The following is a 24,851-nucleotide window of genomic DNA, read 5'->3' on the forward strand; positions in this document are numbered from 1 at the left end:
AGATCCTCACGCGCCGAGCTGCGCGAACAAGCTCATCATGCCCCAATGGAACAATTGTCTGTTGAATTCCGGTCGGCGTTCGGGGCCGAATGAGGACTAGGTATTGCCCTAGATATACCGTCCTACAATCCCGGGGGAAGTGGATCACGAACTGAGGCCAGCCCCTGGAGACAACCCTGTGAGCAAACTGGCGACTTCGGCGGATATAGCTGTTGTAGGTGTTGCTTGCCGGTTGCCTCAGGCCGACGGTCCAGCGGCGTTCTGGGACTTGTTGACCGGTGGGGTCGACGCGGTCACCGAACGGACCGGTGACGGTGTGCCGAGGTGGGCGGGACGGTTGGCGAACAAGGCGGCTTTTGACGCGGCCTTCTTCGGACTCTCCCCACGAGAGGCCCGGTACACCGATCCGCAGCAGCGGATCATGCTCGAACTCGGCTGGGCGGCGCTCGAAGACGCCGGGATCGTCCCAGGTGCCCTCAAAGGAACGCCGACCGGCGTTTTTGTCGGTGCGATGGCCGACGACTATGCGTATCTGAGTCACCGCGCCGGGCGCATCGGCCATCACTCGCTGACTGGAATCGGCCGCGGAATCATTGCCAATCGCCTCTCGTACTTCCTGGGCGTCAACGGGCCGAGTCTGACCGTCGACACCGGACAGTCCTCGTCATTGGCCGCCTTGCACCTCGCGTGCGAAAGTCTGCAGAGCGGCGAGAGCGAGATCGCCTTGGTCGGCGGCGTGAACCTCATCATGGCCGAGGAGAGCACCAATATCGTCGAGGAGTTCGGTGGGCTGTCCGCCGACGGGCGATGCTTCACCTTCGACGCTCGCGCCAACGGTTACGTGCGCGGTGAGGGTGGCGTCTGTGTCGTGCTCAAACCGTGGGAGGACGGCGACGACGCGTACGCCGTCATACGGGGGACCGCGCTGAACAACGACGGCGGCGGTGACTCGCTCGCGGTGCCGCGCGGTGAGGCACAGCAGGCGGTGATTCGGGCCACCTGCCGCCGGGCCGGGGTGGCACCGAGCGATCTGCACTACGTGGAATTACACGGGACCGGCACGGCGGTCGGCGACCGGGTCGAGGCGGCGGCGCTCGGCGCGGTCTTCGCCCCGGGCCGGGACTCGCCGTTGCTGGTCGGGTCGGTCAAGACGAACATCGGTCACCTGGAAGGCGCGGCCGGGCTGGCAGGTTTCCTGAAGGCCGTGCTTTCGCTACGGCACCGGGTGGTTCCGCCCAGCCTGAACTTCGCCGAACCCAACCCAGAGATCGACTTCGACGCCTGGCGCCTCCAGGTCGTCCAGGAGAACACCCCGCTGCCAGACGGTGCGGTGGCGGGTGTCTCGTCGTTCGGAGTCGGCGGGACCAACTGTCACGTCGTGCTTTCGGCGGCCGAGCGCGGGGGCGACGCACCGGAGAACCCCGTCGAGGCACCGCTGTTGTGGCCGATGTCGGGCAAGACGGCGGGCGCGGTCCGCGACCAAGCACGCGTCCTGCACACGGAGCTTCTGTCCCGTCCCGACCTGAGTCTCGCGGATGTCGGCTTCTCGTTGGCGACGACCCGCACCGCGTTCCCATATCGGACGGTGATCAGCGCAACCAGCCGGGCCGATTTTCTGGGGGCTCTCGACACCCTTACCGGACCGAACGTGGTCAGCGCCAAGGCCCGTGCCGAGGTGAAACCGGTCTTCGTGTTCCCTGGGCAAGGGACGCAATGGGTCGGTATGGGGACCGAACTCCTTGACACGTCACCAGTCTTCCGCGAGCAGTACACCGCCTGCGCGAAGGCGTTGAAATCGTTCGTGACCTGGGATCCGTTCCGCGTGCTCGGCGACGAGGCCGCGCTCGCCCGGGTGGACGTCGTGCAGCCGGTGCTGTGGGCGTTCATGGTCTCCGCCGCCGCGCTTTGGCGTTCCCACGGTGTCGAGCCCGCAGCGCTCGTCGGTCACTCCCAGGGCGAGATCGCCGCAGCGAATGTGGCCGGCGCACTGTCCATAGCGGACGGTGCGCGTGTCGTCGCCCTGCGCAGCAAGGTCATCGGTGAGAGGCTTGCCGGTCGCGGGAGGATGGCATCGGTCGCGATGTCCCTCGACGAGCTGCGACCGTTGCTCCCGCCAGGAATCTCGGTCGCGGCGGTCAACGGCCCCAACTCCGTCGTCGTGGCAGGTGAACCCGGTCCGATGCGGCAGCTGGTCGACGAACTTACCCAAGCCGGTGTCAGGATCAAACTGATCGGCGTCGACTACGCCTCCCACACGGCTCAGGTCGAACCTGTCATGGCGGAGCTGGCCGAGCTGCTCGCTCCGATACGACCACAGGAACCCCGGATTCCCATCCAGTCCACGGTAGACGGCAGCAAAGTGCTGGACGGCGACTACTGGGTGCGCAACCTGCGCCAGACCGTTGAGTTCGAGGCGGCGACGGATGCGCTGAAGGCCGCCGGGCACGAGGTCTTCCTGGAGATGAGCCCGCATCCGGTGCTGACGCCCTCGATAGAGGGTGATGTCTCGGCAGTGGGCACACTGCGCCGCGACGACGGAGGACTTGACAGGTTCCTGTTGTCCTTGGCGACCGCGTACACCTACGGCGTCACCGTGGACTGGCAAGCGGTGTTCGATGCTGCGCGCCGCGTTCGGTTGCCGGGCTATGTCTTCCAGCGCCGGCGGTACTGGCTTGACGAGCCGGAGAAGGCCGAGCGGCCGGCCGCCGTGGACATGGCCGGAATCGTCGCCGCGGAGATCGGCGCCGTGCTCGGCCACACCGACCTCGACCCCACTGCCACGTTCAAGGAACTCGGCATCGACTCGGTCACCGCGGCCGACCTGCGGGCGAGACTCGTCGCCGCGACCGGGCTTTCGCCGTCCACCACGGTGATCTACAACCATCCGACTCCGGCGGCGTTGACAGCCTATCTGGACTCTCTTGCCGACGGATCGGAGCCGGCCCGGGTGACCCAGGAGTCGGTAGTCGGCGACGACGATCCCGTGGTGATCGTGGGAATGGCATGCCGTCTGCCGGGTGGAGTGGACTCGCCGGCCGCGCTCTGGCGTCTGATGGACTCCGGCGCCGACGCGATCTCCGCGTTCCCGGTCGACCGTGGCTGGGATCTCGACGCGTTGTCGACGTCGCCACTGCAAGGCGGGTTCCTGGACGGTGCGGCCGGGTTCGACAACGACTTCTTCGGGATCTCGCCGCGTGAGGCGCTGGCGATGGATCCGCAGCAGCGGCTGGCGCTGGAGGTGACCTGGGAGGCAGTGGAGCGGGCCGGGATCTCGCCCTCGTCGCTGCATGGCACCCGCACCGGCGTGTATCTCGGCGCGATGGCGCAGGACTACGGGGCCCGGATGCACGAGGCGTCCGGCGATGCCGAGGGCTACACGCTGACGGGTACCTCGCTCAGCGTGCTGTCCGGCCGGGTGGCCTACACGCTGGGGTTGGAGGGGCCCGCGATCACGGTGGACACCGCGTGTTCGTCGTCGCTGGTCGGTCTGCACCTGGCCGCGCAGGGGCTGCGGTCGGGGGAGTGCTCGCTCGCGCTGGCGGGCGGGGTCACCGTGATGTCGACGCCGGGCATCTTCCTGGAGTTCGCCAAGCAGGGCGGTCTCTCTCCGGACGGGCGGTGCAAGGCGTTCGCCGACGCCGCCGACGGCACGGGGTGGGCCGAGGGCGTCGGCGTGCTGGTGCTGGAACGCCTGTCGGACGCCCGCCGCAACGGCCATCAGGTGCTGGCGATTCTGCGTGGCTCGGCGGTGAACTCCGACGGCGCCTCCAACGGCCTGACCGCACCGAACGGTCTCGCACAGCAGCGGGTCATCGAACAGGCCCTGGACGATGCCGGCCTACGCGCCGCGGACATCGACGCGGTCGAGGCGCACGGCACCGGAACTCGCCTGGGCGACCCGATCGAAGCCGAAGCCATCCTCGCGACCTATGGCCAGAACCGGAGCACACCACTTCTCCTGGGATCACTGAAATCCGTCATCGGCCATGCCCAGGCGGCGGCCGGCGTCGCAGGCGTGATCAAGATGGTGCTGGCGATGCAACAGCAGACCCTGCCGCGCACACTGCACATCGACGAGCCATCGTCCAGAGTGGACTGGAGAAGTGGTCAGGTCGAGTTGCTGACCGGCAGCCGACCGTGGCCGGACAATGGTCGTCCGATGCGGGCCGGTGTGTCGTCGTTCGGGATCAGCGGGACCAACGCGCATGTGGTTCTGGAATCGCCGACACCTGTCGCCAGTGTGGGCCGGCCGCGATCGGCTGAACTCGTTCCATGGGTCCTTTCCGGACGGACACCGACCGCGCTGAGGTTTCAAGCCCACAGGCTTCTGCCGATGGTGGACGCGCTGGATCCGCGAGACATCGGATACGGACTGAACTCGCGTGCCGTATTCGAGCATCGGGCCGTGGTGCTCGGCGGCGATGCGCTGGCGGCGCTGGCCGACGGCCGGTCGCACCATGGTCTTGTCGTCGGCGAGCCCGCGCGGTCGAGGACGGCGTTCCTTTTCGCGGGTCAAGGCTCCCAGCGTCTGGGCATGGGGCGTGACCTCGCCGAACGCTTTCCGATTTTCGCGGCCGCGTTCGATGAGGCACTCAGCGTGCTGGATCCGCGACTGCGGTCGGTGATGTGGGGTGACGACGAAGAACTGTTACGGCGCACGGAGTTCGCGCAGCCGGCCTTGTTCGCTTGGGAGGTCGCGGCGTTCCGGTTGCTGGAGTCGTTCCGGGTTCGGCCGGACCTGATGGTCGGACACTCCTTCGGCGAGATCGCCGCCGCGCACCTCGCGGGCGTCCTGTCCCTTGTGGACGCGGGTGCGCTGATCACCGCACGGGCGCGGCTGATGCAGGGCTTGCCTCAAGGTGGCGCGATGGTCGCTGTGGCGACATCCCCGGACGAGGTCGCGTCGTTGCTGACGGACCGGGTGGTGATCGCGGCGGTAAACGGCCCTGAGTCGGTGGTGCTCGCCGGTGACGAGCAGGCGGTGCTGGACATCGCGGCGCGCTTCGACCGGCCCAGACGGCTACGGGTCAGCCACGCATTCCACTCGCCATTGATGCAGGACATGATCGCTGAGTTCACCCAGGTCGCCGAATCGCTCACCTACCATCCACCGGCGATCTCGATCGTCTCGACGGTCACCGGTGAGCTCGCAGGGGAAGAGCTGTCCTCGCCGTCGTACTGGGCACGGCAGGTGATGGGCACCGTCCGGTTCGCCGACGCCATCGGATGCCTGGCCGACGATTTCGGTGTGCTGCGGTTCCTGGAGCTGAGCCCGGACAGCGCGCTGTCGTCACTGGTCGGAGACCTTGTCTCCCCGGAGGCGACCATCGTGCCCTTGGCACGTAAGGATCGTCCGGAGCGGGACGCCGCGCTGTTCGCGTTGGGGGCGCTGCACGTCAGCGGTGTCGAGGTGGACTTCGCCGAGTTCCTCGGTGCGGCACGGCATGTCGACCTGCCGACCTATCCATTTGAGCGCAAGTGGTTCTGGCCTGGCGAGCGTACGCCCACTCGGAGTTGGCGCTACCGCACGGAATGGCGGCCGGTCACCGCGAGTGGTGAACTCACCGGGATCTGGCTGGTGGTCGGCCCTCGCGATGAGTGGACCGAACAGGTCGCTCAGGCTCTGGACGTGCCTGTTGTGTGGACCGACGGCGCCGCACCGCCTGCGCCGCAGGTCTTCACCGGAGTGTTGTCGTTCCTCGCACTGGCCGATGAAGGGCTGGCGGGTGTGCCGAAAGGTCCTGCGCTGACGGCACAGCTTGTGAAGGAACTGGCCGCCGCAGGGATCGACGCGCCCCTGTGGTGTGTCACGAGGGATGCGTTCGACGGCAATGTGGCGCAGGCCGGAGTGTGGGGACTGGGGCGGGTCGCCGGCTTGGAGAGCCCGGAGCGGTGGGGTGGCCTGCTCGACCTGCCCGTCGTTCTCGACCCCGACTCCCTGGCTGCGATTCCTTCCTTCCTTGCGGCACGCGAGGAAACCGAGCTCGTCATCCGCGCGAACGGGGCGCGTGCCCGCCGGCTTGTCGAGGCCGGGGCAGCGCCTGCGAGGGCACTCACCTTCGATGGCACCGTGCTCATCACCGGTGGTACCGGTGCGTTGGGCAGTCAGGTGGCGCGTTGGCTGGTCAGAGCCGGGGCCACCGACCTGTTGCTGACCAGCAGACGCGGTCTGGACGCACCCGGCGCCGCTGAGCTGCGGTGCGAACTCACCGCGATGGGCGTCCGAGTCACCATCACGGCCTGTGACGCCGCCGACCGCGTCGCCCTGGCCGAAGCTCTTGCCGGGAAAGATATTCGAGCGGTCTTCCACACCGCGGGTGTGGTGGACGACGGCATACTCGCGGCCATGACACCGGCTCGGTTTGAGAAGGTGTTGCGTGCCAAGACGTTGTCCGCGATCAACCTGCACGACCTGGTCCGGGACGCCGACACCTTCGTGCTGTTCTCGTCACTCGCGGGAACGGTCGGTATGGCAGGGCAAGCCAACTACGCCGCCGCCAACGCGTGTCTGGACGCGCTCGCTGAGCACAGGCGAGCTCTCGGCCTCGCGGCGACGTCGATCGCGTGGGGCCCGTGGGCCGGCGGTGGCATGGCAGGTGGGCTCGACGACCACATGCGCGGGTCCGGGTTGCGGCCGATGGAATCGGAAGCCGCACTCGACGCACTGGGCGCGGCGCTGGGTGACACCACGGTGACTGTCGCCGACGTCGACTGGCAACGCTTCACCACGACCCACTCAGGACCCCTGCTGTCCGGCTTCGCCGCTGTGGCCGAGCCCGGCGAATCACGGCGCCCGCGCAGCAAGGACGCCTTGGCTGAGTTGGTACGCCACCAGATCGCGGCCGTCCTCGGTCACACGGACGGTGTGAACATCCGTGGCGACCGCACCTTCAAGGATCTGGGCTTCGACTCGCTCGCCACTGTACGGTTGCGCAACGGCCTGGCGAAACGCATCGGGCTGACGCTACCCACGACCGTGGTCTTCGACCATCCGACGGCTGATGAGCTGATTACCCATCTCTGGTCGCGGATCGACGGTGCCGTTCCGGACGTCAGCCGGCCTCAGGCGAGGGCCGGCCACGACGACCCGGTCGCCATTGTCGGCATGGCGTGCCGTTTTCCAGGTGGGATCGACACTCCTGAGCAACTGTGGCAGTTGCTGGCCGATGGGGGTGAAGTGCTGTCCTCTTTCCCTGAGGACCGCGGCTGGGATCTGACGACCTTGGTGAGCCGCAGTGCCACCGCATCCGGCGGGTTCCTCGCCGGAGCCGCTGACTTCGACCCGGGATTCTTCGGGATAAACCACAGCGAGGCCCTGGCGATGGACCCCCAGCAGCGACTGCTGCTGGAGACTTCGTGGGAGGCACTGGAACAAGCCGGCATCGTGCCCGCGACCCTGCGCGGTGATGACGTGGGCGTGTTCATCGGCACCAACGGCCAGGACTACCCGACGCTGCTGGCCCAGTCCGAAGGCGACTTCGGGGGCTATGCCGGCCTTGGCAGCGCGGCGAGCGTGGCGTCCGGGCGGCTCGCCTACACGTACGGCTTCACCGGTCCGGCGCTCACAGTGGACACCGCGTGCTCCTCGTCGCTGGTCGCCCTGCATCTGGCCGCTGGGTCACTCCGGTCCGGGGAGTGCTCGCTCGCTCTGGTCGGCGGCGTCACCGTGATGACGACGCCAGACGGGTTCGTTGAGTTGACCTTGCTGGGAGGGCTGTCCGGCGACGGGCGTTGCAAGGCCTTCGCCGACGCGGCCGACGGGACGGGGTGGGCTGAAGGCGTCGGCGTGCTTGTGGTCGAGCGACTGTCGGACGCGCGGGCGAAGGGCCATGAGGTGTTGGCGGTGCTCCAGGGCAGCGCCGTCAACCAGGATGGCGCCTCGAACGGGCTCACCGCACCGAACGGCGTTGCGCAGCAACGTGTCATTCGCCAGGCGTTGGCCTCCGGCGGCCTGTCCGCGTCCGATGTGGACGTCGCAGAGGCACACGGCACCGGAACCAGGCTGGGAGACCCGATCGAGGCCCACGCGTTGCTGGCTACCTACGGTCAGGACCGGGACCGGCCGTTGTGGCTCGGCTCGATCAAGTCGAACATCGGGCACACTCAGGCGGCCGCGGGTGTGGCGGGTGTGATCAAGATGGTCATGGCGATGCGGCACGGGATTCTTCCGCGGACGCTACATGTGGACCAGCCTTCGTCTCATGTGGACTGGTCGGCCGGTTCGGTCAGGTTGGCGACCGATGCGGTGCCATGGACGGCCAACGGGCGTCCACGACGCGGTGCGGTGTCCGCCTTCGGGATCAGTGGGACCAACGCACACGTCATTCTTGAAGAAGGCGAACAGTCCGGGAATCAGGCTGGCCCGGGGAAGCCGCCTTGGTTGCTGTCCGGCCGCACCGCCGAGGCCCTTAGCGCGCAGGCGGAACGCCTCCTGGCGGCCGCCCCCGACTCGCGTGCGGCTCGGCCGCTCGCTGTGTCTCGCACGCACTTCGAGTACCGTGCGGCGGTGCTGGACGGCAGCCTTGACGCTCTCGCCGCTCTCGCGAGAGGCGAAGACCATGAGCTGATCGTCCGTGGTGTGGTCGAGAGGCCGGTGGTGCCGACGATCGTGTTCGCCGGCGCGATCGCGTGCGCGGAACTGGGCCGTGAGCTGGCCCGGTTCCCGGTGTTCGCGGCAGCGCTGGCCGAGATCGGCAGCCGGTTCGGGGAGGAAAGTGGTTTCGCGTTCGAGGTGGCGTTGTTCAGGTTGCTGGAGTCCTGGGGAGTGAGGGCGGAAGTCCGCGGCCATTCGGGTGGCGAGGTCGCCGCCGCGTACGTGGCCGGGGCGTTGTCGCTCGATGACGCTTACGAACTGGTCACCGCCAAGGCCGGGGAATCCCGTGTCGCCGAACACCGGGTCCGGCTGTCCGGGCAGGACGAAGTCGTTGTCGAACCGGGGACCTGCGGTTCACTGTCCGGTTTGGTCAACGCGGTGGCAGGACTCCATGTGCGCGGCGTCGTGGTGGACTGGGCAGCCGTGATTCCGGGCGGGCGGTGCGCCGTGCCCACATATGCCTTCCAACGGCAGCGGTTCTGGCCACAGGTGGCCCACACCATGCCTCCCGGCCCCATCGAAGCCGATGCCCGGACCGAGCCGCTGTCGGCGTTGGATCTCGTCCGGACCGAGGTGGCCAGGGCCCTCGGCCTGCCTGGCGTGCAGACGGTGGCGCCGGACCATGATTTCACCCAGCTCGGCCTGGGCTCGTTGGCCTTGATCGACCTGCGTGCGAGGCTGCGCGCCCGCACCGGCAAAAAGATCGAAGCAAGCGCGGTGTTCCGGTACCCGACCTCCGCGGCTCTCGCCCGCTATCTGGACGAGCTCGACCAGGGGCCGCAGGCCGAGCCGGGCGTGGAGGACGCGGCGCCGGTGGCAGGTGTGATGCCGTGCGTGATCTCGGGCAGGTCGGGTGAGGCGTTGCGGGCGTGGGCGGGCAGCCTGGCGGTGTACATAGCGGAGGGGAACGAGCTGGGGCCGGCCGACCTGACGTTCTCGCTGGACACGTCGCGGTCGGCGTTCGAGCATCGGGCGGTGGTGGTCGGCGGGGATCACGAGGAGTTACAGGCGGGGTTGGCCGCGGTCGCCTCCGGCGACTCGACGGCGGGTGTGGTGCGGGGCATGGCCGATGTGGATGGCCGGGTGGTGTGGGTGTTCCCCGGTCAGGGGGCACAGTGGCCGGGCATGGGGGCGCGGCTGCTGGGGGAGTCGCCGGTGTTCGCGCGCCGGATGGCGGAGTGCGCGGCGGCGTTGGAGCCGTTCGTGGACTGGTCGCTGCCGGATGTGGTCCGGCAGGAGGAGGGTGCTCCGTCGCTGGATCGGGTGGATGTGGTGCAGCCGACCTCGTTCGCGGTGATGGTGTCGCTGGCGGCGGTGTGGGAGTCGCTGGGGCTGCGCCCGGACGCGGTGGTGGGACATTCCCAGGGGGAGATCGCCGCCGCGGTCGTGGCGGGAGGGCTGTCATTGTCCGATGGTGCGCGGGTGGTGGCGTTGCGCAGCCGTCTGATCGCCGAGCGGCTGTCGGGGCGCGGAACGATGCTGTCGGTGATGGCTACGGCGGAGCAGGTTCGCGGGATGCTGGCCGACGCCGGGCTGCTGGAGCGGATCTCGATCGCCGCGGTCAACGGGCCCAGGGTGGTGACCGTGGCCGGTGATCCGGAGGCCATGCGGGTGCTGGAGCGGCGGTTGTCGGCCGACGGGATGATGCGCTGGCAGTTGGCCGGAGCGGACTTCGCCGCGCACTCGCCTCAGGTCGACGGGCTCCGGGACGAGCTGTTGGCGGATCTGACGGAGGTGGCGCCGCGTGCGGCGGCGGTGCCGATGCTGTCGACGGCGACCGGGCGGTGGCTGGACGGCACGGAGCTGGACGCCGGTTACTGGTATGAGAACGTGCGGCGGACGGTGGAGTTCGCGCCGGCCATCGAGCGGTTGCTGGAGGAGCGCTATCGGGCGTTCGTCGAGGTCGGCCCGCATCCGTTGCTGACGCTGGGGATCGAGCAGGCGGTGGACGCGGCGGGGGTCACCGCCGTGGTGGTCGGGACGTTACGTTCCGGCGAGGGCGGGACGGACAGGGTGCTGCTCTCAGCGGCCGAGCTCTTCGTCCGCGGGGTCGCGGTGGACACCGCGCCGAGCGCGCCACAGAGCCCGCCGGATGTTGTCGCGAGCCTGCACCGGCAGTCGGTCAACGCTGGTTTCCTGGACCAGGCGGACGCACTGCTGCGCGGGGTGGCCGAAGTGCGGGAAAAGTCGGCCGAGCCGCCGGCCCTGCGACTGACACCGTTGCGCGACAGCGGAACGGGGCGTCAGCTGGTCTGTGTCGCGCCCATCGTCCCCGTCACCGGTGAGCATACCTACCATGGTCTGGCCACCGCCCTTGGCGGCCAGTGGGATATCAGCGTGGTCACGCCCGGCGGGTTCACCGCCGGCGAGCCGTTGCCCAGCTCTCGGACCGCGTTGATCGAGCAACTGGCGACCGCGGTCGTGGACCGCACCGCGGCGGGCCCGCTTGTCCTGCTCGGGACGTCTTCCGGCGGGTTGCTCGCCCACGAGGTCGCCGCCTGGCTTGACGATCGCGGCCTTGCCGTCGATGCGGTTGTCCTGCTGGACACCCACTTGTTCGACGCGAAATCCACCGAGGCGTTGCGGCCCGTGCTGTGGCCGGCGATGTATGCCATGGAATCGCTGGTCGACGGGCTCGACTGGATCCGGTTGTCGGCCACCGCCTGGTATCTGGACCTGTTGGCGTCGTGGCGTCCTCGGCCGACGCGAGTGCCGTCGCTGCTGGTGCGCGCGTCTGAGCCGCTGGGCACCGCGCACGACGACGCTTGGCGAGCGACGCTGCCCGGGATGACCGACGTCATCGACGGCCCCGGCCACCATCTGTCGATGCTTGAGCGGCACGTCGTGGAGACCGGTGGTCGCGTGGCGGACTGGCTCGAACGCACGGTGTTGAACAAAAGGCAGTGAGAGAGGGTGGACATGTACTACGAGCACCTGAGCGAGTCCGTCTGGATCGCCTATGACGGAACCACTCGCAACACGGCGTACGTGCGGGGTGACATGAGCGGGGGCATGCTTGTCGGCACTCTCGACAGCGCGGACGCCACAAGACAGTTGCTCGTTCACGGCGACGGCGTGGCGAAGGTGGTGGTGCTCACCGACACCGACTCCGGGCAGCACATCCCGGACTACGCCACGACACTCACCTCGGTGGAGACGGCGACAGCACTCGCCGGGTGCCCTCTGCTCGACGCCGTCGAGGTGGAGCGAGGTTCTCCACTTGACGCCTATCTCGGGAGATCCCAGCGCACACACGGAATCGCGATTCGGCGATTGACACCTGATCAAACCTTCAAGGGGGAGACCGCCCTCAAACTCGGCCACACACCTGTCGAGGTTCATGACATCGGGCGTGCCTACAGCACCGCCGACACGATCGTGTGGCTTCCTGACGAGGCGGTGCTGATCACAGGTGCCGCTGTCGTCAACGGTGTGCATCCCGCGTCGTGGTCGGGCTCGATCGAGCAGTGGCGTGCGGCCTGCGTCGAGCTCGCGGCGCTACGGCCGACCGTGGTGGTTCCCGGGTACGGGCCGGTCACCGACATCACCGGGATCATCGATCTGCGGGACTATCTCGAGCACCTGCACAGCGAGGCGGAAGTGCGCTACCGCAAGGGAATGCCGGTCGAGGAAGCCGCGGCCGAACTGCCGCTCGGCCGCTGGGACCAGTGGGCCTGCCGGGAGAACCTGGCGATCACCTTGGCCAGCGTCTATGACTCGCTGGGAGACAGCAGCGACCGCACGGTCACCGGGGTTCTGACCACCGCCGCCGAAATCGCCGAGGGCATCCGCCGGCAGCCGCGGATCGCCCCCGTCGCCCCCGGCGAGCGTGACCAGGAAACACTGGAGGCGCTGAGTCTCACCAAAGGGGAGAACTCGATTTTCGAGTTGCACAGTGCGAACACGCCGAACATCCTCACCACCCTGGTGCGGCACACCAAGCTGTACACGGAGACCGTGCCCATCGCCCGCGGCGTGATCACCGGCGTCCTGCCACCGCGCCACCGCGAAATGGCGATCTTGCGCGGCGCGTGGGCGTGTTCGGCGATCTACCAGTGGAATCACCACCACCATGTCGCCCTCAGCGTCGGCCTCACCCAAGAGGAGATCGACCTGATTTCCCGGGACATCTCCCTGGGGCCATGGACTCGGCACGAGCGGGCGGTGCTGACCGCTGTGGATGAACTGCACACCGAGTCACTGCTCTCCGACCACACCTGGGCAACCCTTTCGGAAACCTACGGCGAGCGTGAACTGATCGAACTCGTCACCCTGATCGGCGAGTACCACAAGATCTCCTTCCAGCTCAACAGCTGGGGCGTCTCCCTCGAACCGTGGATGGGCCCTTACCGCATCCCCTCTGGCTGGCGTACCGCCCGGCACAGCCGAGCCACTTCCTTGGACGATGTCTCACGCGGTGAGCTTGACGGGTTTCTTGGAGCGGGTCAGCACGGCGGAGAGGCCAAGGAAGCGGCTGCCCTCGGTTAGTACCGGACGGGTTCAGTCGCTACGCGATGCCTTTTCCCAGGTAGGTACGCAGGTGCCGGGCGGTGAGCGAGTCCCCCGCGGAGACCAGGTCCGCGGGAGTGCCGGTGAAGACGATCCGGCCGCCGTCGTGTCCGGCTCCGGGGCCGAGGTCGATGATCCAGTCGGCGTGGGCCATCACGGCCTGGTGGTGCTCGATGACGACGACCGTGTTGCCGTCGTCGACGAGCCGGTCCAGCAGGGCGAGGAGCTGGTCCACGTCCGCCAGGTGCAGGCCGGTGGTCGGCTCGTCCAGCACGTACGTGGTGGCCTTCTCCGCCATCCGGATGGCGAGCTTGAGCCGCTGTCGTTCGCCGCCGGACAGGGTGGTGAGCGGCTGGCCCAGGCCGAGGTAGCCCAGGCCCACGTCGGCGAGCCGGTCGAGGACGGCCCGCGCCGCGCCGAAGCTCGCCTTCGAGGCCGCAGGGGAAGAGGCCGTGCCGGGAGCGAAGAAGTCGCGGGCCTCGGCCACCGACATCGCGAGCACCTCGCTGATGTCCTTTCCGCGCAGCTTGTGGGTGAGCACCTCGGGGGTGAACCGCTTGCCCTCGCACTGCTCGCACACCGACGCCACCCCGGCCATCATCGCGAGGTCGGTGTAGACCAGGCCGATGCCCTTGCAGTTGGGGCAGGCCCCCTCGGAGTTCGCGCTGAACAAGGCGGCCTTGACCCCGTTCGCCTTGGCGAAGGCGGTGCGGATCGCGTCGAGCAGCCCGCTGTAGGTGGCCGGGTTGCTGCGGCGCGAGCCCCGGATCGGGGCCTGGTCGACCACCGCGACGTCGTCCCTGCGGGGGAGCGAGCCGTGGATCAGCGAGCTCTTGCCCGAGCCGGCGACGCCGGTGACCACGGTGAGCACGCCGAGGGGGATGTCGACGTTCACGTCCTTGAGGTTGTGCAGGCGAGCGCCGGTGATCGACAGTTGCCCGCTGGGCTGCCGTACCTTCTCGCGCAGGCGGGCCCGGTGGTCCAGGTGGCGGCCGGTGAGGGAGTCCGACGCGCGCAGCCCGGCCACGTCGCCGGTGAAGCAGATCCGCCCGCCGGAGGAGCCGGCGCCGGGGCCGAGGTCGACCACGTGGTCGGCGATCTCGATCGTCTCCGGCTTGTGCTCGACGACCAGGACCGTGTTGCCCTTGTCGCGCAGGCGCAGCAGCAGGTTGTTCATCCGCTCGATGTCGTGCGGGTGCAGCCCGACCGTGGGCTCGTCGAAGACGTAGGTGACGTCGGTCAGGCTGGAGCCGAGGTGGCGGACCATCTTCACCCGCTGGGCCTCGCCCCCGGACAGGGTGGACGACTCGCGGTCCAGGCTCAGGTAGCCCAGGCCGATCTCGACCAGTGACTCCAGCGTGTTGCGCAGGGTGGCGACGAGCGGCCCCACCGACGTGTCCTCGATGCCCCGGACGAACTCGGCCAGGTCGCTGATCTGCATCGCCGCGCAGTCGGCGATGTTGCGGCCGTCGATCTTCGAGGCGAGCGCGGCGGAGTTGAGCCTGCTGCCGCCGCACGCGCGGCAGCTCGTGAACGTCACGGCCCGGTCCACGAACGCCCGGATGTGGGGCTGCATCGACTCCCGGTCCTTGACGAGATAGAGCCGCCGTACCTTGACCAGGAGCCCCTCGTAGGTGGTGTTCATCGTGCCGATTTTGATTTTGGTGGCGGGTTTGTGGAGGAAGTCCTCCCACTGGGTGGGGGTGTAGTCCCTCAGCTTGACGTCGGGGTCGAAGAACCCCGAGTGGGCCAGGCCCTGCCAGTACCACGAGTCCACGGTGAAGTTGGGGGCGGTGATCGCCCCCTCATTGAGCGAGCGGTCGACGTCGACGAGCTGGGAGACGTCGATGTCGGAGACCCGGCCGAGCCCTTCGCACTCGGGGCACATGCCCTCGGCGCTGTTGAAGCTGAACGCGCTCGAGGTGCCGACGTGAGGGGTGCCGATCCGGCTGAAGACGATCCGCAGCATCGTCTGCGCGTCGGTCGCGGTGCCGACCGTGGAGCGGGAGTTGGCGCCCATCCGCTCCTGGTCGACGACGATCGCCGCGCTCAGGTTGCGCAGGGCGTCGACGTCGGGACGGCCGAGGCTCGGCATGAACGACTGGACGAAGGCCGTGTAGGTCTCGTTGATCAGACGCTGCGACTCCGCCGCGATGGTGCCGAAGACGAGGGAGGACTTCCCGGAGCCGGAGACCCCGGTGAAGACGGTGAGCCGCCGCTTGGGAATGTCGAGCGAGACGTCGGCCAGGTTGTTCTCCCTGGCGCCGCGAACCTCGATCACGTCGTGGCTGTCCGCGGCGGCCGGGCGGCGCCGCGGACCGCCTGATCCGACCGGTGTGGCGGGTGGGAACACGAACCTTCTCACGCGATATCCTTAGGGTGTAAAGAGTTAGCCCGGCAAAGTTAGTTTATGCCGTAAGGAGTTGCAAGTGGTCGTCTTCGCCGGACAGGGCGACGCGCGCCGTTCGATGGCGCTGCTGTGGCGTACCACCAGGTCGGACCAGGCGCGTCCCGGGCCCAAGCCCGCGCTGAGCGTTGACCTCATCGTGGACACGGCCGTCGCGATCGCCGACTCCGAGGGGATGGCCGCGCTCTCCATGCGCGCGGTGGGCGAGCGGCTCGGCCGCACGGCGATGGCCCTCTACACCTACGTCCCCAGCAAGAGCGAGCTGGTCGACCTGATGTACGACCGGGCCCTCGCCGAGCTGTCCACCCGCCACGACCTGGAGGCGGGCTGGCGGGCGGCCGTGACCTCCTGGGCACGGGAGGCATGGGAGTTCTACATACGCCATCCGTGGATGCTGCAGGTGTCGCAGGCGCGCCCCGTGCTGGGCCCCAACGAGTACGTCATGATCGAGGAGTTGATGCGGATCCTCCGGGAGACCGGGCTGGACGCCGGGACGCTGCGGCGCGTCGCGGGGACGCTCTCCTGCTTCGTGCGCGGGGCGGCGCAGACGGTCGCGGAGGTGCGTCAGGCCCCGGCGGCGACCGGGCTGTCCGACGAGGAGTGGTGGTACGCTCGATCGGCCCTGCTGACGGAGGTCGCCCCCGATTTCGCCGAGCGGTTCCCCACGCTGACCTGGATGGAGGGCGAGGGCGCCTACCAGGCTCAGGACGAGACCGTCCCCTACCTGGAACAGGAGGGGAGAGACACCTTCGCCGCCGGGCTCGTCATCCTCCTGGACGGGATCGAGGCGGCCATGGGCGAAACCGGAGCCTGAGGGCGTCGAGAACCTCACGCGCCGGCCCCGAGACACCTCTGGCGCGAAGACGATTACCAAGCCCATCTCGGCAACGGCCCCCGGGTCATGGCCACCTTGCGCAATCCGGCCCTCGGCTTGTTCGGCATCCACGCCGTCACCAAGATCAAGAAGACCGGACGGGCCGATCGGCCGTAACCCCCTACGCGCCCTTCCACTGATCACATGGCGTCACACCCGGTGGTCGCCGCCCGGCTTTGAAAATCGCCCCGGGGGCGGTCCGCTGGGCGGACGAGGCCTTAGGCAATTCCGATCACCCCAGTTCAAAGGTACTTCCTCAGGTAAACGATCAGGCCCGCCCGTATTCGCCGCGAAAGACGAAGGGCGCGGGCCTTATTTGCCGTGAAGACACCGCGCGTCACTGGTTTATGTCAGACACTATCGCTTCCAATGGCGTCTTGACTCTCGCAAGTTGCTCGCTTAGCTTTGGCGTGGGCGGACTGGTGTGCTTAGCGCTGCTGGGGGGAATGGTGAGGAACGCTGTTTACCAACATGGGATGGCTTTCTGATGGCAGGGCTTACCATCCGCCTGTTCGGCCAGATTTCTGTTCAGCGAGACGGGCAACCACTGCCAGGCCTTTTGTCCAAAGCGCTGGAGCTTCTTTGCTACCTGCTGCTCCACAGGGAACGCAGTCATACACGCGAGGCCCTAGCGGCCGTATTATGGCCGGATACGCCGGAATCCCTTTCAAGGAAATACCTCCGCCAGGCCGTCTGGCGGCTCGGCTCGACGCTGTCTGGCCAGGTCGGTCCGGCACGGGAGGGATCCGAAGGGCTGTTCATCGTGAATCCCGGCTGGATTCGAGTGAATCCACAGGCGTCCTACTGGCTCGACGTGGCGACGTTTGAGCAGACGTATAACCTTCATCGTGATATTCCAGGTGAGGAACTCACCGACAGCCAGACGCAGGCTCTTGAGGCAGCCGTCGTCCTTTACGGCGGCGATTTGATCGAGGTGTGGTACCAGGATTGGTGCATACTTGAACGCAACCGACTTCAACTAATCTGGCTGGCGATGCTCGAGCAGCTGATGTCACATTACGAAGCCAAGCGGAGCTACGCGAAAGGAATCGCGTATGGTCAGCGCGTTCTACGCTATGATCCGGCACGGGAATACACTCACCGGTATCTGATGCGGATGTACTACCGGGCGGGTGACCGCACCACTGCGCTGCGTCAGTACGAGCGCTGCGCCGCGGCTATGGCGAAGTACTTCGATCTCGAGCCCTCGCATGAAACGGTCTCCCTCTACCACCTTCTCCGCAGTGACCGCCTGGCGGATCCGCCCCGCCAGGCCACGGACGCCGCGTACCCAGGCGATCTGCTTCTCGGGCTGCAGACGAGCCTCGACCGTATCCAGGCCAGCCTGACCGACCTCGAGCGCCAGGTTCAACAACAGCTGACGCGATCAGCCGGATGCCAACTCGATACACGCCGCATCACTCCAGCGCGTCCTGGCTGAGTTGGAACGATGTACACCACGTCGCTTCAGCACATCCTGGCTGAGTTGGAACGCCTGGACCTGCTGCTCCGCATCCAGGTGTGGCGCGCCCGCCAGGCGCGTGGCGAGGCGGGGGACCTGGCTGCGTTCTACATTCCCGAGGCCGAGGCGGACGAGTTCTTTGACAAGGCCCTTGGGGCACCGGTCTGGGCCGGCTTCCCGCTCCCGCCTGAGCAGCGGGAAGCCGCCCAGGCCAAGCTCGACCAGCTTGCGGCCGAGGCCGGCAGGCACGCGACGGAAAGCCTGGCACAGGGCATACCGCTCCGGCTGGTCAAGCTGGGCCGGATGTTCGGCCTGACCGAGTTCGATCTCGATGTCATCCTGCTCTGCCTGGCGCCGGAACTCGACCGGGGCTACGAACGCCTCTACGCCTACCTGCACGACGACGTCACCCGCCGTCGGCCGACGGTCGAGCTGGCCCTCAACCTTTTCTGTCCCGACCTGGCCGGCAAAGTGGCCGCACGGGCGCGCCTTACCCAGGCGGGCCCGCTGCGTGCGTCCCGCTTGGTGGACCTGCACGACGAGCCTGGTTCCCTGCTGGGCAACGGCTTACGGCTTGAGCCGCGGGTGGCCGGCTACCTGCTCGGGGATGATTCCGTCGATGACCGGCTGCGGGCGTACACGAGCCTGGTCCCCCCGGCAGTCGGCCCGGGGGAACCGGCGGTCCCCGATGCCCTGTCCCGGCTCGCCGGACAGGCACCCGAGGACTGCGTGCTGTATCTCCAGGGGGCCTATGGCGCGGGTAGGCGAACCGCGGCTGCCGCGGCCTTCGACCGGCCGCTGCTGGTCGTGGCGGGCAGGCGGTTGGCCGCCGGCGACGCCGACGAGTTCACCGAGCTGATGCACCTGATCGGCCGCGAGGCCAGGCTGCAAGAAGCGCTGCTGTACTGGGAGGACTTCGAGTCGGTCAAGGAGAACGACACGCGGCTGGCGGCTCTGTTCCGGTTGCTTGAGGCGGTTCCTGGCCCGAAGTTCCTGTCCGGGTCGGCCACCTGGGAACCGGCGGGTGACCTGCGGGGGCTCACGTTCCTGCGGATCCCGTTCCCGTTGCCCGGTCCGGGCGAGCGCCTGCGCCTGTGGCAAGCGGCGCTGGCCGACGCCTGCGTGCCGCCGTCCGACCTGGCCGACCTGGCCGGCATGTTCCGCCTCAGCGGCGGCCAGATCCACGACGCCGTGGTCACCGCCCGCAACCTGGCTCTGGCCCGCGACTCGGCGGCGACGCAGGTCACCCTGGCCGACCTGCACGCCGCCTGCCGCCTGCACTCCAACCGCAGGCTCGCGGAACTGGCCGTTCAGATCACGCCTCACTACACCTGGGACGACATCGTGCTGCCCGACGACCAGATGGCGCAGCTCCGGGAGATCTATGACCAGGTCCGCCACCGCAACCTCGTGTACGACACGTGGGGCTTCGACGGCAAGCTGGCGATGGGCAAGGGGCTCAACGTCCTGTTCGCCGGCTCGCCAGGCACCGGCAAGACCATGGCTGCCGACGTTCTGGCCCATAGCCTTGGCCTGAGCCTGTACAAGATCGACCTTTCCGCCGTGGTCAGCAAGTACATCGGCGAGACGGAAAAGAACCTGGCCCGTATCTTCGCCGAGGCCGCGACCAGCAACGCCATCTTGTTCTTCGATGAGGCGGACGCGCTGTTCGGCAAGCGCACCCAGGTACGCGACGCTCACGACAGGTACGCCAACCTCGAGACCAGCTACCTGCTGCAGAAGATGGAGGAATACGACGGCATGGTCGTGCTGGCCACCAACCTGCTCAAGAACATGGACGAGGCGTTCGTGCGCAGGCTGCACGTCACCGTGGAGTTCCCGGTGCCCGGCGTGGCCGAGCGGCGGCGCATCTGGGAGCAGATCTGGCCCACGGCCATGCCGCGCGACCTCGGCCTTGATGTGGACTTCCTGGCCCGGCGGGTTGAGGTGGCCGGTGGCAGCATCCGCAACATCGCGCTGGCCGGCGCATTCCTCGCCGCCGCGGACGGCGGCATGGTCACGATGGCGCACCTGTTGCATGCGACTCGCCGGGAGTACCAGAAGATGGGGAAAGTTCTTACCGCCGGGGAACTCGGCGACCACTGAGCCGCCCGACGAGTCAGTTCGGAAGGCAGGGTGACTGTCGAAGAACCCGGGCAGTACGTCCCCGAGTTGTGCACCGAGCTCGTCGGTATGTCCTGATCGAGGGAACACACACGCCCGCGGGCCGCCCGCGATGTGGCCGATTCGGGAAGTCGAAGACTGAGCCGGTATACCAGCGGGCGTTCTTCCCAGGGTCCCGGGCCGGACGAGCGGTCATCACGTACATCGACGGCTTCCATCCGTACGGCGGGTTCATTCAGCGCTTGGTTTAAGACGCCCCCGCTGACGCGCCGGCAGATGCCGCGTGAACGTCGGCCTGTTATCACAGATGTCATGCTCCACGACCTCGACGCGACGCTGGCGGCGGTCTTGCGGGACGAACTCACCGTGCAGAACGTCGCCGTCAGCTTCGCGGCGCCTGACGACCAGTTTCCGCCGTCCGGCGTCCGCCTGCCCGCGATCTCCTTCTTCCTCTATGACGTACGGGAGGACAAGGGCCTGCGCTCGGCCCAGTGGGAGCTGGACAAGCAGTCCGACGGAACGTTCCAACGGACGCCGCCGTCGGTCCGCGTCACCTGCTCATACCTGATCACCGCCTGGCCCAGCCCAAGCGCCCCGGACCCCTCCCAGGACGAGCACCGCTTGCTGGGCGAGGCATTGAAGGTGCTGCTTCGCCACCGCACGATTCCGGAGAGCTATCTCAGAGGTGAGCTCTCGGGGCAGCAGGTTCCGCCACCCGCCAGAATCATCGCCGAGGGCCACCTGCAGAGCCTGGGCGAACTCTGGCAGGCCATGGGCGGCAAGCCCAAGGCCACGCTGAACTACGCGGTCACGATCAGCGTCAACGTCTCCGAGCCCGTCGCGGCCGGCCCGACCGTGACCAAGACGGTGACCAGGATTACTCAGGGAACAAGCCCGGCCGTAACCAGTCAGGAGTGAACAGATGGCGAGATACGCGTGGCCAGGCGTCTACGTGGAGGAAGTACCTTCGGCGATCAAGCCCATCGCCGGGACCGGGACGAGCACAGCCGCGTTCATCGGCGTCTCGGCCGACATCACCAAGGCATGGGATCCCAAGAACAAGGCCGGCATGCCGGCCAACGCGTCCGGCCAGGCCTACACCCAGGCGGCGAAGCTCACCCCGAAGGCGGTCAACGGCTGGACGGAGTTCACCCAGGGCTTCGGGGACATCCAGGCAGCCAACCAGTACCTTGCTCAGGCCGTCTTCGGATTCTTCAACAACGGGGGCACCCGCTGCTGGGTGATCAGGATCGACAACGCCGGCGACCTGACCCAGGCGCTGGCGAAGCTCGAGGGCATCGACGAAGTCGCCGTCGTCGCCGCGCCGCTGCCGCCCGATGTGCCGGCCAACGAGCTGAACACGGCGCAGCAGGCCCTGATCGCGCACTGCCAGAAGCTCGAAGATCGGTTCGCCATCCTGGACAGCGGCAGCGACATCGCGAACAACAACCTGAACATCACGACGGACGCGACCGGTATCTGGCGGCCGGCCGCCAACCCGAAGGGCTACGGCGCGTTCTACTTCCCCTGGATCCTGGTCGCAGATCCGCTGGGCCCGCCCGGCAGCCGGATCGCGGTGCCGCCGAGCGGCCACGTGGCCGGCGTCTACGCCCGCAGCGACTCCCAGCGCGGGGTGCACAAGGCGCCCGCCAACGAGGTCATCCTGGGCGCGCTCGACGTGAAGTACCAGGTCAGCAAGATTGCCCAGGGCCCGCTGAACCTGGCCGGCGTGAACTGCATCAGGTCGTTCAACGGCACGATCAAGGTGTATGGCGCGCGCACGCTGGCCTCGGACCCGGCGGGCGATCCCGAGTGGGCCTACGTCAACGTGCGGCGGCTGGTCAACTTCCTCCGCGAGTCCATCGACGAGGGGACGCAGTGGGCGGTTTTCGAGCCGAACGCGCCGGACCTCTGGTCGAAGATCCGCCGCAACGTGACCGCGTTCCTCAACGGCGAGTGGACCGCCGGCGCGCTCGTGGGCGCGACTCCGGAGCAGGCGTTCTACGTCCGCTGCGACGAGACCACCAATCCGCCGGACGTGCGCGCGCGTGGCGAGGTGGTGACCGAGATCGGCGTGGCCGTGGCGCGCCCTGCCGAGTTCGTCGTCTTCCGGCTGAGCCAGTGGGCCGGACCGGGGCAGTAGCCGACCATGGCCGTGCCGCCGATCACCGGTTACCAGGCGCCCGGGGTCTACCCGCAGGACGTCTTCCCGCCACCCGCGCCGAGCCTGCTCACCGGGGTGCCCGCCTTCCTCGGCTACACCGGCGACGGAAAGCCCGGCGCGCCGTACCCACTGACGCTGTGGCCGCAGTTCAAGACGCGGTTCGGCGTTCCGCGGAATGACGGCTTCCTGGGCCACGCCGTGCGCGGTTTCTTCGAGAACGGCGGCCTGCTGTGCTACGTGGTCCCCCTCGACAAGAGGGCCACCCCACTGACCGCCCTTCGCGGTGGCCTGACGGCGCTGCATGATGTCGACGCCGTGGACCTGGTCTGCGCCCCGGACATCATGGCCCCGGCCGGCCTGACCGGCACGCCGGACGTCGAGGCCGTGACCGCCCTGCAGGCCGAGGTGCTCGCCGACTGCCGACGCACCGGCGGCCGGTTCGCCATCCTCGACGCGGTGCCGACGTCTGACACGGGCACCGTCGAAAGGCAACGTGCCGCGCTGGACAGCCGGGACGGCGCGCTCTACCACCCCTGGCTGTGGGCTCCCGGTGAGGACGGGACCCCGCTCTACCTGCCGCCCTGCGGACACGTGGCAGGGATCTACGCCCGCAGCGACCAGCAGGTCGGCGTGCACAAGGCCCCGGCCAACGAGGCCGTCGAGGGGGTGCTGGACCTGCGGGCCGCCCTGACCGACGACGTGATCGGCGGACTCTACGCCAAAGGGGTGAACTCTCTTCGCGTGATGCCCGGCCGAGGCATCCGGGTCTGGGGGGCGCGCACGTTGAGCGGCGAGCCCGGCTGGCAGTCCATCGGCGCCCGGCGGGTCTTCCTGACCATGGGCCGCTGGCTGGAGCGGTTCCTCACCGAGCTGACCTATGAGCCCAACGGCGTCAGGCTGTGGGTGCGCATCATGCGCGAACTGACCGCCTACCTGGACGGCCTGTTCCGGAACGGCGCGCTCAAGGGCCACACCCCGGAGGAAGCCTTCTTCGTCAAGTGCGACAGCGAGACCAACCCACCTGACGTGATCGAGGCGGGGATGGTGGTGACCAACATCGGCGTGGCCCTGGCCGCGCCGGCCGAGTTCGTCGTCGTCCGCATCATCCACGGCACCAGCGGCGTCAGCATCCAGTCAGCTTCAGCAACCGTATAAGACCGCATCAGGAGGTCCGACATGGCCAACCGACTCGATCCCTATAGCGGCTACAACTTCTCTGTCGAACTGGACGGCATTACCCGGGCCGGCTTCCGCGAGTGCTCTGGGCTGGAGAACAGCCAGAACGCGGAGGAATACCGGGAAGGCACGGACAAGAACCTGAGCGTCCGCAAGCTGCCCGGACTCGTCACCCACTCCGACATCACGCTCAGCCGCGGCATCACGTCCGACAGAAAGCTGTGGGACTGGCGCGAGAAGGCGATGAAGGGCAACGTCGAGCGACACGACATCTCGATCACGCTCCTGGACAACAAGGGCAACGCCAAGATCACCTGGAACCTGTTCGACTGCTGGCCACGTCAGTGGACCGGGCCGAGCCTCAACGCGACCGCCGACGACCTGGCCATCGAACAGCTCGTCCTGGCCTGCGAGCGGGTCGAGGTCGATAAGTGGAGCTGACCGTCACGCCGACCGCGCATCAGACCGAGTTCTCTTTCACCCTGCCCCTCGGCCTGGCCGGTCCTGATGGCACCGTGCACCGGGACGGCGCGATGCGCCTGGCCACGGCGTTCGACGAGGTCGAGCCGCTCAAGGATCCGCGGGTACGCGCCAACCCAGGCTACCTGGTGATCATCTTGCTGGCCCGCGTGATCACCAGGCTCGGCACCGTCGATCACATCAACACCAGGGCGATCGAGAACCTGTACGCCGCCGACCTCGCCTACCTTCAGGACTTCTACCTGCGCGTCAACCAGAACGGGCACACCAGGCTCCAGGTGGCCTGCCCGCACTGCGACGGCGAGTTCGACGTGGAGGTGGCCGGTTCGGGGGAATAGCGCGCTACCCCTCCGACCGGCTGCACGAGGAGGTAGCGTACTTGGCTTTTCACTTCCACTGGTCCTACCAGGAGGTCATGCGGCTTGACCACCAGGAGCGCCGGCGGTGGGTGGCGGAGGCGGCCCGGATCAACGAACGACTCAGCGAAACGGGAGGTATGTGGCGATGACGTCGACGGGTGTCCCGCTGGGACTGAGCTGGCTGCCGTCGGTGGTCGGAAACTGGGTGCCGGGCGCGCAACCGCTGCAGCCGTATCAGACCTTCAACTTCGCCGTGGAGATCGAGGGACTGCTCGTCGGCGGGTTCACCGAGGTAAGCGGCCTGGAAAGCCAGGTCGAGGTCGAGGAGTACCGCGAAGGCGGGGTCAACGGCTTCGTCCATAAGCTCCCCGGCCGCACCAGCCACTCCAACCTGGTGCTCAGCCACGGCCTGACGTCGATGAGCACTCTGTGGAACTGGTACTACGACACGACCCAGGGCTCGATCCAGCGTAAGAACGGCACGATCATGCTGCTCGACCCCAGGCAGGTCCCGGTGATGTGGTGGAACTTCCGCAACGCCCTGCCCGTGCACTGGTCCGGTCCCACCTTCAACGCTTCCAGCGACGCGGTGGGGGTCGAGTCGCTGGAACTCGCCCATCAAGGGCTGACCAAGCCCCTGCTGGGCCAGGCGGGCGCTCAGGCGACCGGCATCGCGGGGATGACCGGGCGGTAAGGAGTGGAG

At 67.9% G+C, this 24,851-nt stretch carries 13 protein-coding genes; 12 read left to right on the forward strand and 1 reads right to left on the reverse strand.

Annotation, left to right across the window (positions count from 1 at the left end):
• Positions 1-178: 178 nt before the first annotated feature.
• Both ACFY3D_RS23370 and ACFY3D_RS23375 read left to right on the forward strand, forming a co-directional pair.
• Entirely contained in the window at positions 179-11,500 is an 11,322-nt protein-coding gene (locus ACFY3D_RS23370) for an SDR family NAD(P)-dependent oxidoreductase (protein ID WP_389982383.1), read from the forward strand.
• Between the two features lie 168 nt (positions 11,501-11,668).
• Positions 11,669-13,081, forward strand: a complete 1,413-nt coding sequence (locus tag ACFY3D_RS23375) for a carboxymuconolactone decarboxylase family protein (protein ID WP_389982386.1) — start codon at positions 11,669-11,671, stop codon at positions 13,079-13,081.
• 19 nt (positions 13,082-13,100) lie between these two features.
• Here ACFY3D_RS23375 and ACFY3D_RS23380 read toward each other — a convergent pair whose 3' ends face one another.
• The gene (locus ACFY3D_RS23380) at positions 13,101-15,455 is read right to left on the reverse strand and encodes an ATP-binding cassette domain-containing protein (protein WP_389982525.1); all 2,355 of its coding nucleotides are present in this window, start codon (positions 15,453-15,455) and stop codon (positions 13,101-13,103) included.
• A gap of 76 nt (positions 15,456-15,531) precedes the next feature.
• Between ACFY3D_RS23380 and ACFY3D_RS23385 the strand changes: the two genes are divergently transcribed.
• From ACFY3D_RS23385 to ACFY3D_RS23430, 10 genes are all read left to right on the forward strand, one after another.
• Positions 15,532-16,323 (forward strand): TetR/AcrR family transcriptional regulator, encoded by a 792-nt coding sequence (locus tag ACFY3D_RS23385; protein ID WP_389982389.1) that lies wholly within the window; start codon positions 15,532-15,534, stop codon positions 16,321-16,323.
• 547 nt (positions 16,324-16,870) lie between these two features.
• Positions 16,871-17,824 (forward strand): BTAD domain-containing putative transcriptional regulator, encoded by a 954-nt coding sequence (locus ACFY3D_RS23390; RefSeq protein WP_389982393.1) that lies wholly within the window; start codon positions 16,871-16,873, stop codon positions 17,822-17,824.
• 9 nt (positions 17,825-17,833) lie between these two features.
• A complete protein-coding gene (locus ACFY3D_RS23395; RefSeq protein WP_389982397.1) occupies positions 17,834-19,951 on the forward strand; it encodes an ATP-binding protein in 2,118 nt (705 codons plus the stop codon).
• 330 nt (positions 19,952-20,281) lie between these two features.
• Positions 20,282-20,887, forward strand: a complete 606-nt coding sequence (locus ACFY3D_RS23400; protein WP_389982400.1) for a DUF4255 domain-containing protein — start codon at positions 20,282-20,284, stop codon at positions 20,885-20,887.
• Between the two features lie 4 nt (positions 20,888-20,891).
• Positions 20,892-22,112 (forward strand): phage tail sheath family protein, encoded by a 1,221-nt coding sequence (locus ACFY3D_RS23405; RefSeq protein ID WP_389982403.1) that lies wholly within the window; start codon positions 20,892-20,894, stop codon positions 22,110-22,112.
• A 6-nt stretch (positions 22,113-22,118) separates the two neighbouring features.
• Positions 22,119-23,288 (forward strand): phage tail sheath family protein, encoded by a 1,170-nt coding sequence (locus tag ACFY3D_RS23410; protein WP_389982406.1) that lies wholly within the window; start codon positions 22,119-22,121, stop codon positions 23,286-23,288.
• Positions 23,289-23,309: 21 nt separating this feature from the next.
• Positions 23,310-23,750: a phage tail protein gene (locus ACFY3D_RS23415; RefSeq protein WP_389982409.1), complete on the forward strand. Its 441-nt coding sequence runs from the start codon at positions 23,310-23,312 to the stop codon at positions 23,748-23,750.
• A complete protein-coding gene (locus ACFY3D_RS23420; protein WP_389982412.1) occupies positions 23,741-24,127 on the forward strand; it encodes a hypothetical protein in 387 nt (128 codons plus the stop codon). The genes ACFY3D_RS23415 and ACFY3D_RS23420 overlap by 10 nt, the downstream gene beginning before the upstream one ends.
• 20 nt (positions 24,128-24,147) lie before the next feature.
• Complete coding sequence (locus ACFY3D_RS23425; protein WP_389982528.1) at positions 24,148-24,297, forward strand: DUF6760 family protein; 150 nt, start codon at positions 24,148-24,150, stop codon at positions 24,295-24,297.
• On the forward strand, positions 24,294-24,842 hold the full coding sequence (locus tag ACFY3D_RS23430; protein WP_389982415.1) for a phage tail protein: 549 nt from the start codon (positions 24,294-24,296) through the stop codon (positions 24,840-24,842). The genes ACFY3D_RS23425 and ACFY3D_RS23430 overlap by 4 nt, the downstream gene beginning before the upstream one ends.
• Positions 24,843-24,851: the final 9 nt, after the last annotated feature.

This window comes from Streptosporangium sp. NPDC000509 (genome assembly GCF_042898365.1).
Taxonomy (GTDB): Bacteria; Actinomycetota; Actinomycetes; order Streptosporangiales; family Streptosporangiaceae; genus Streptosporangium.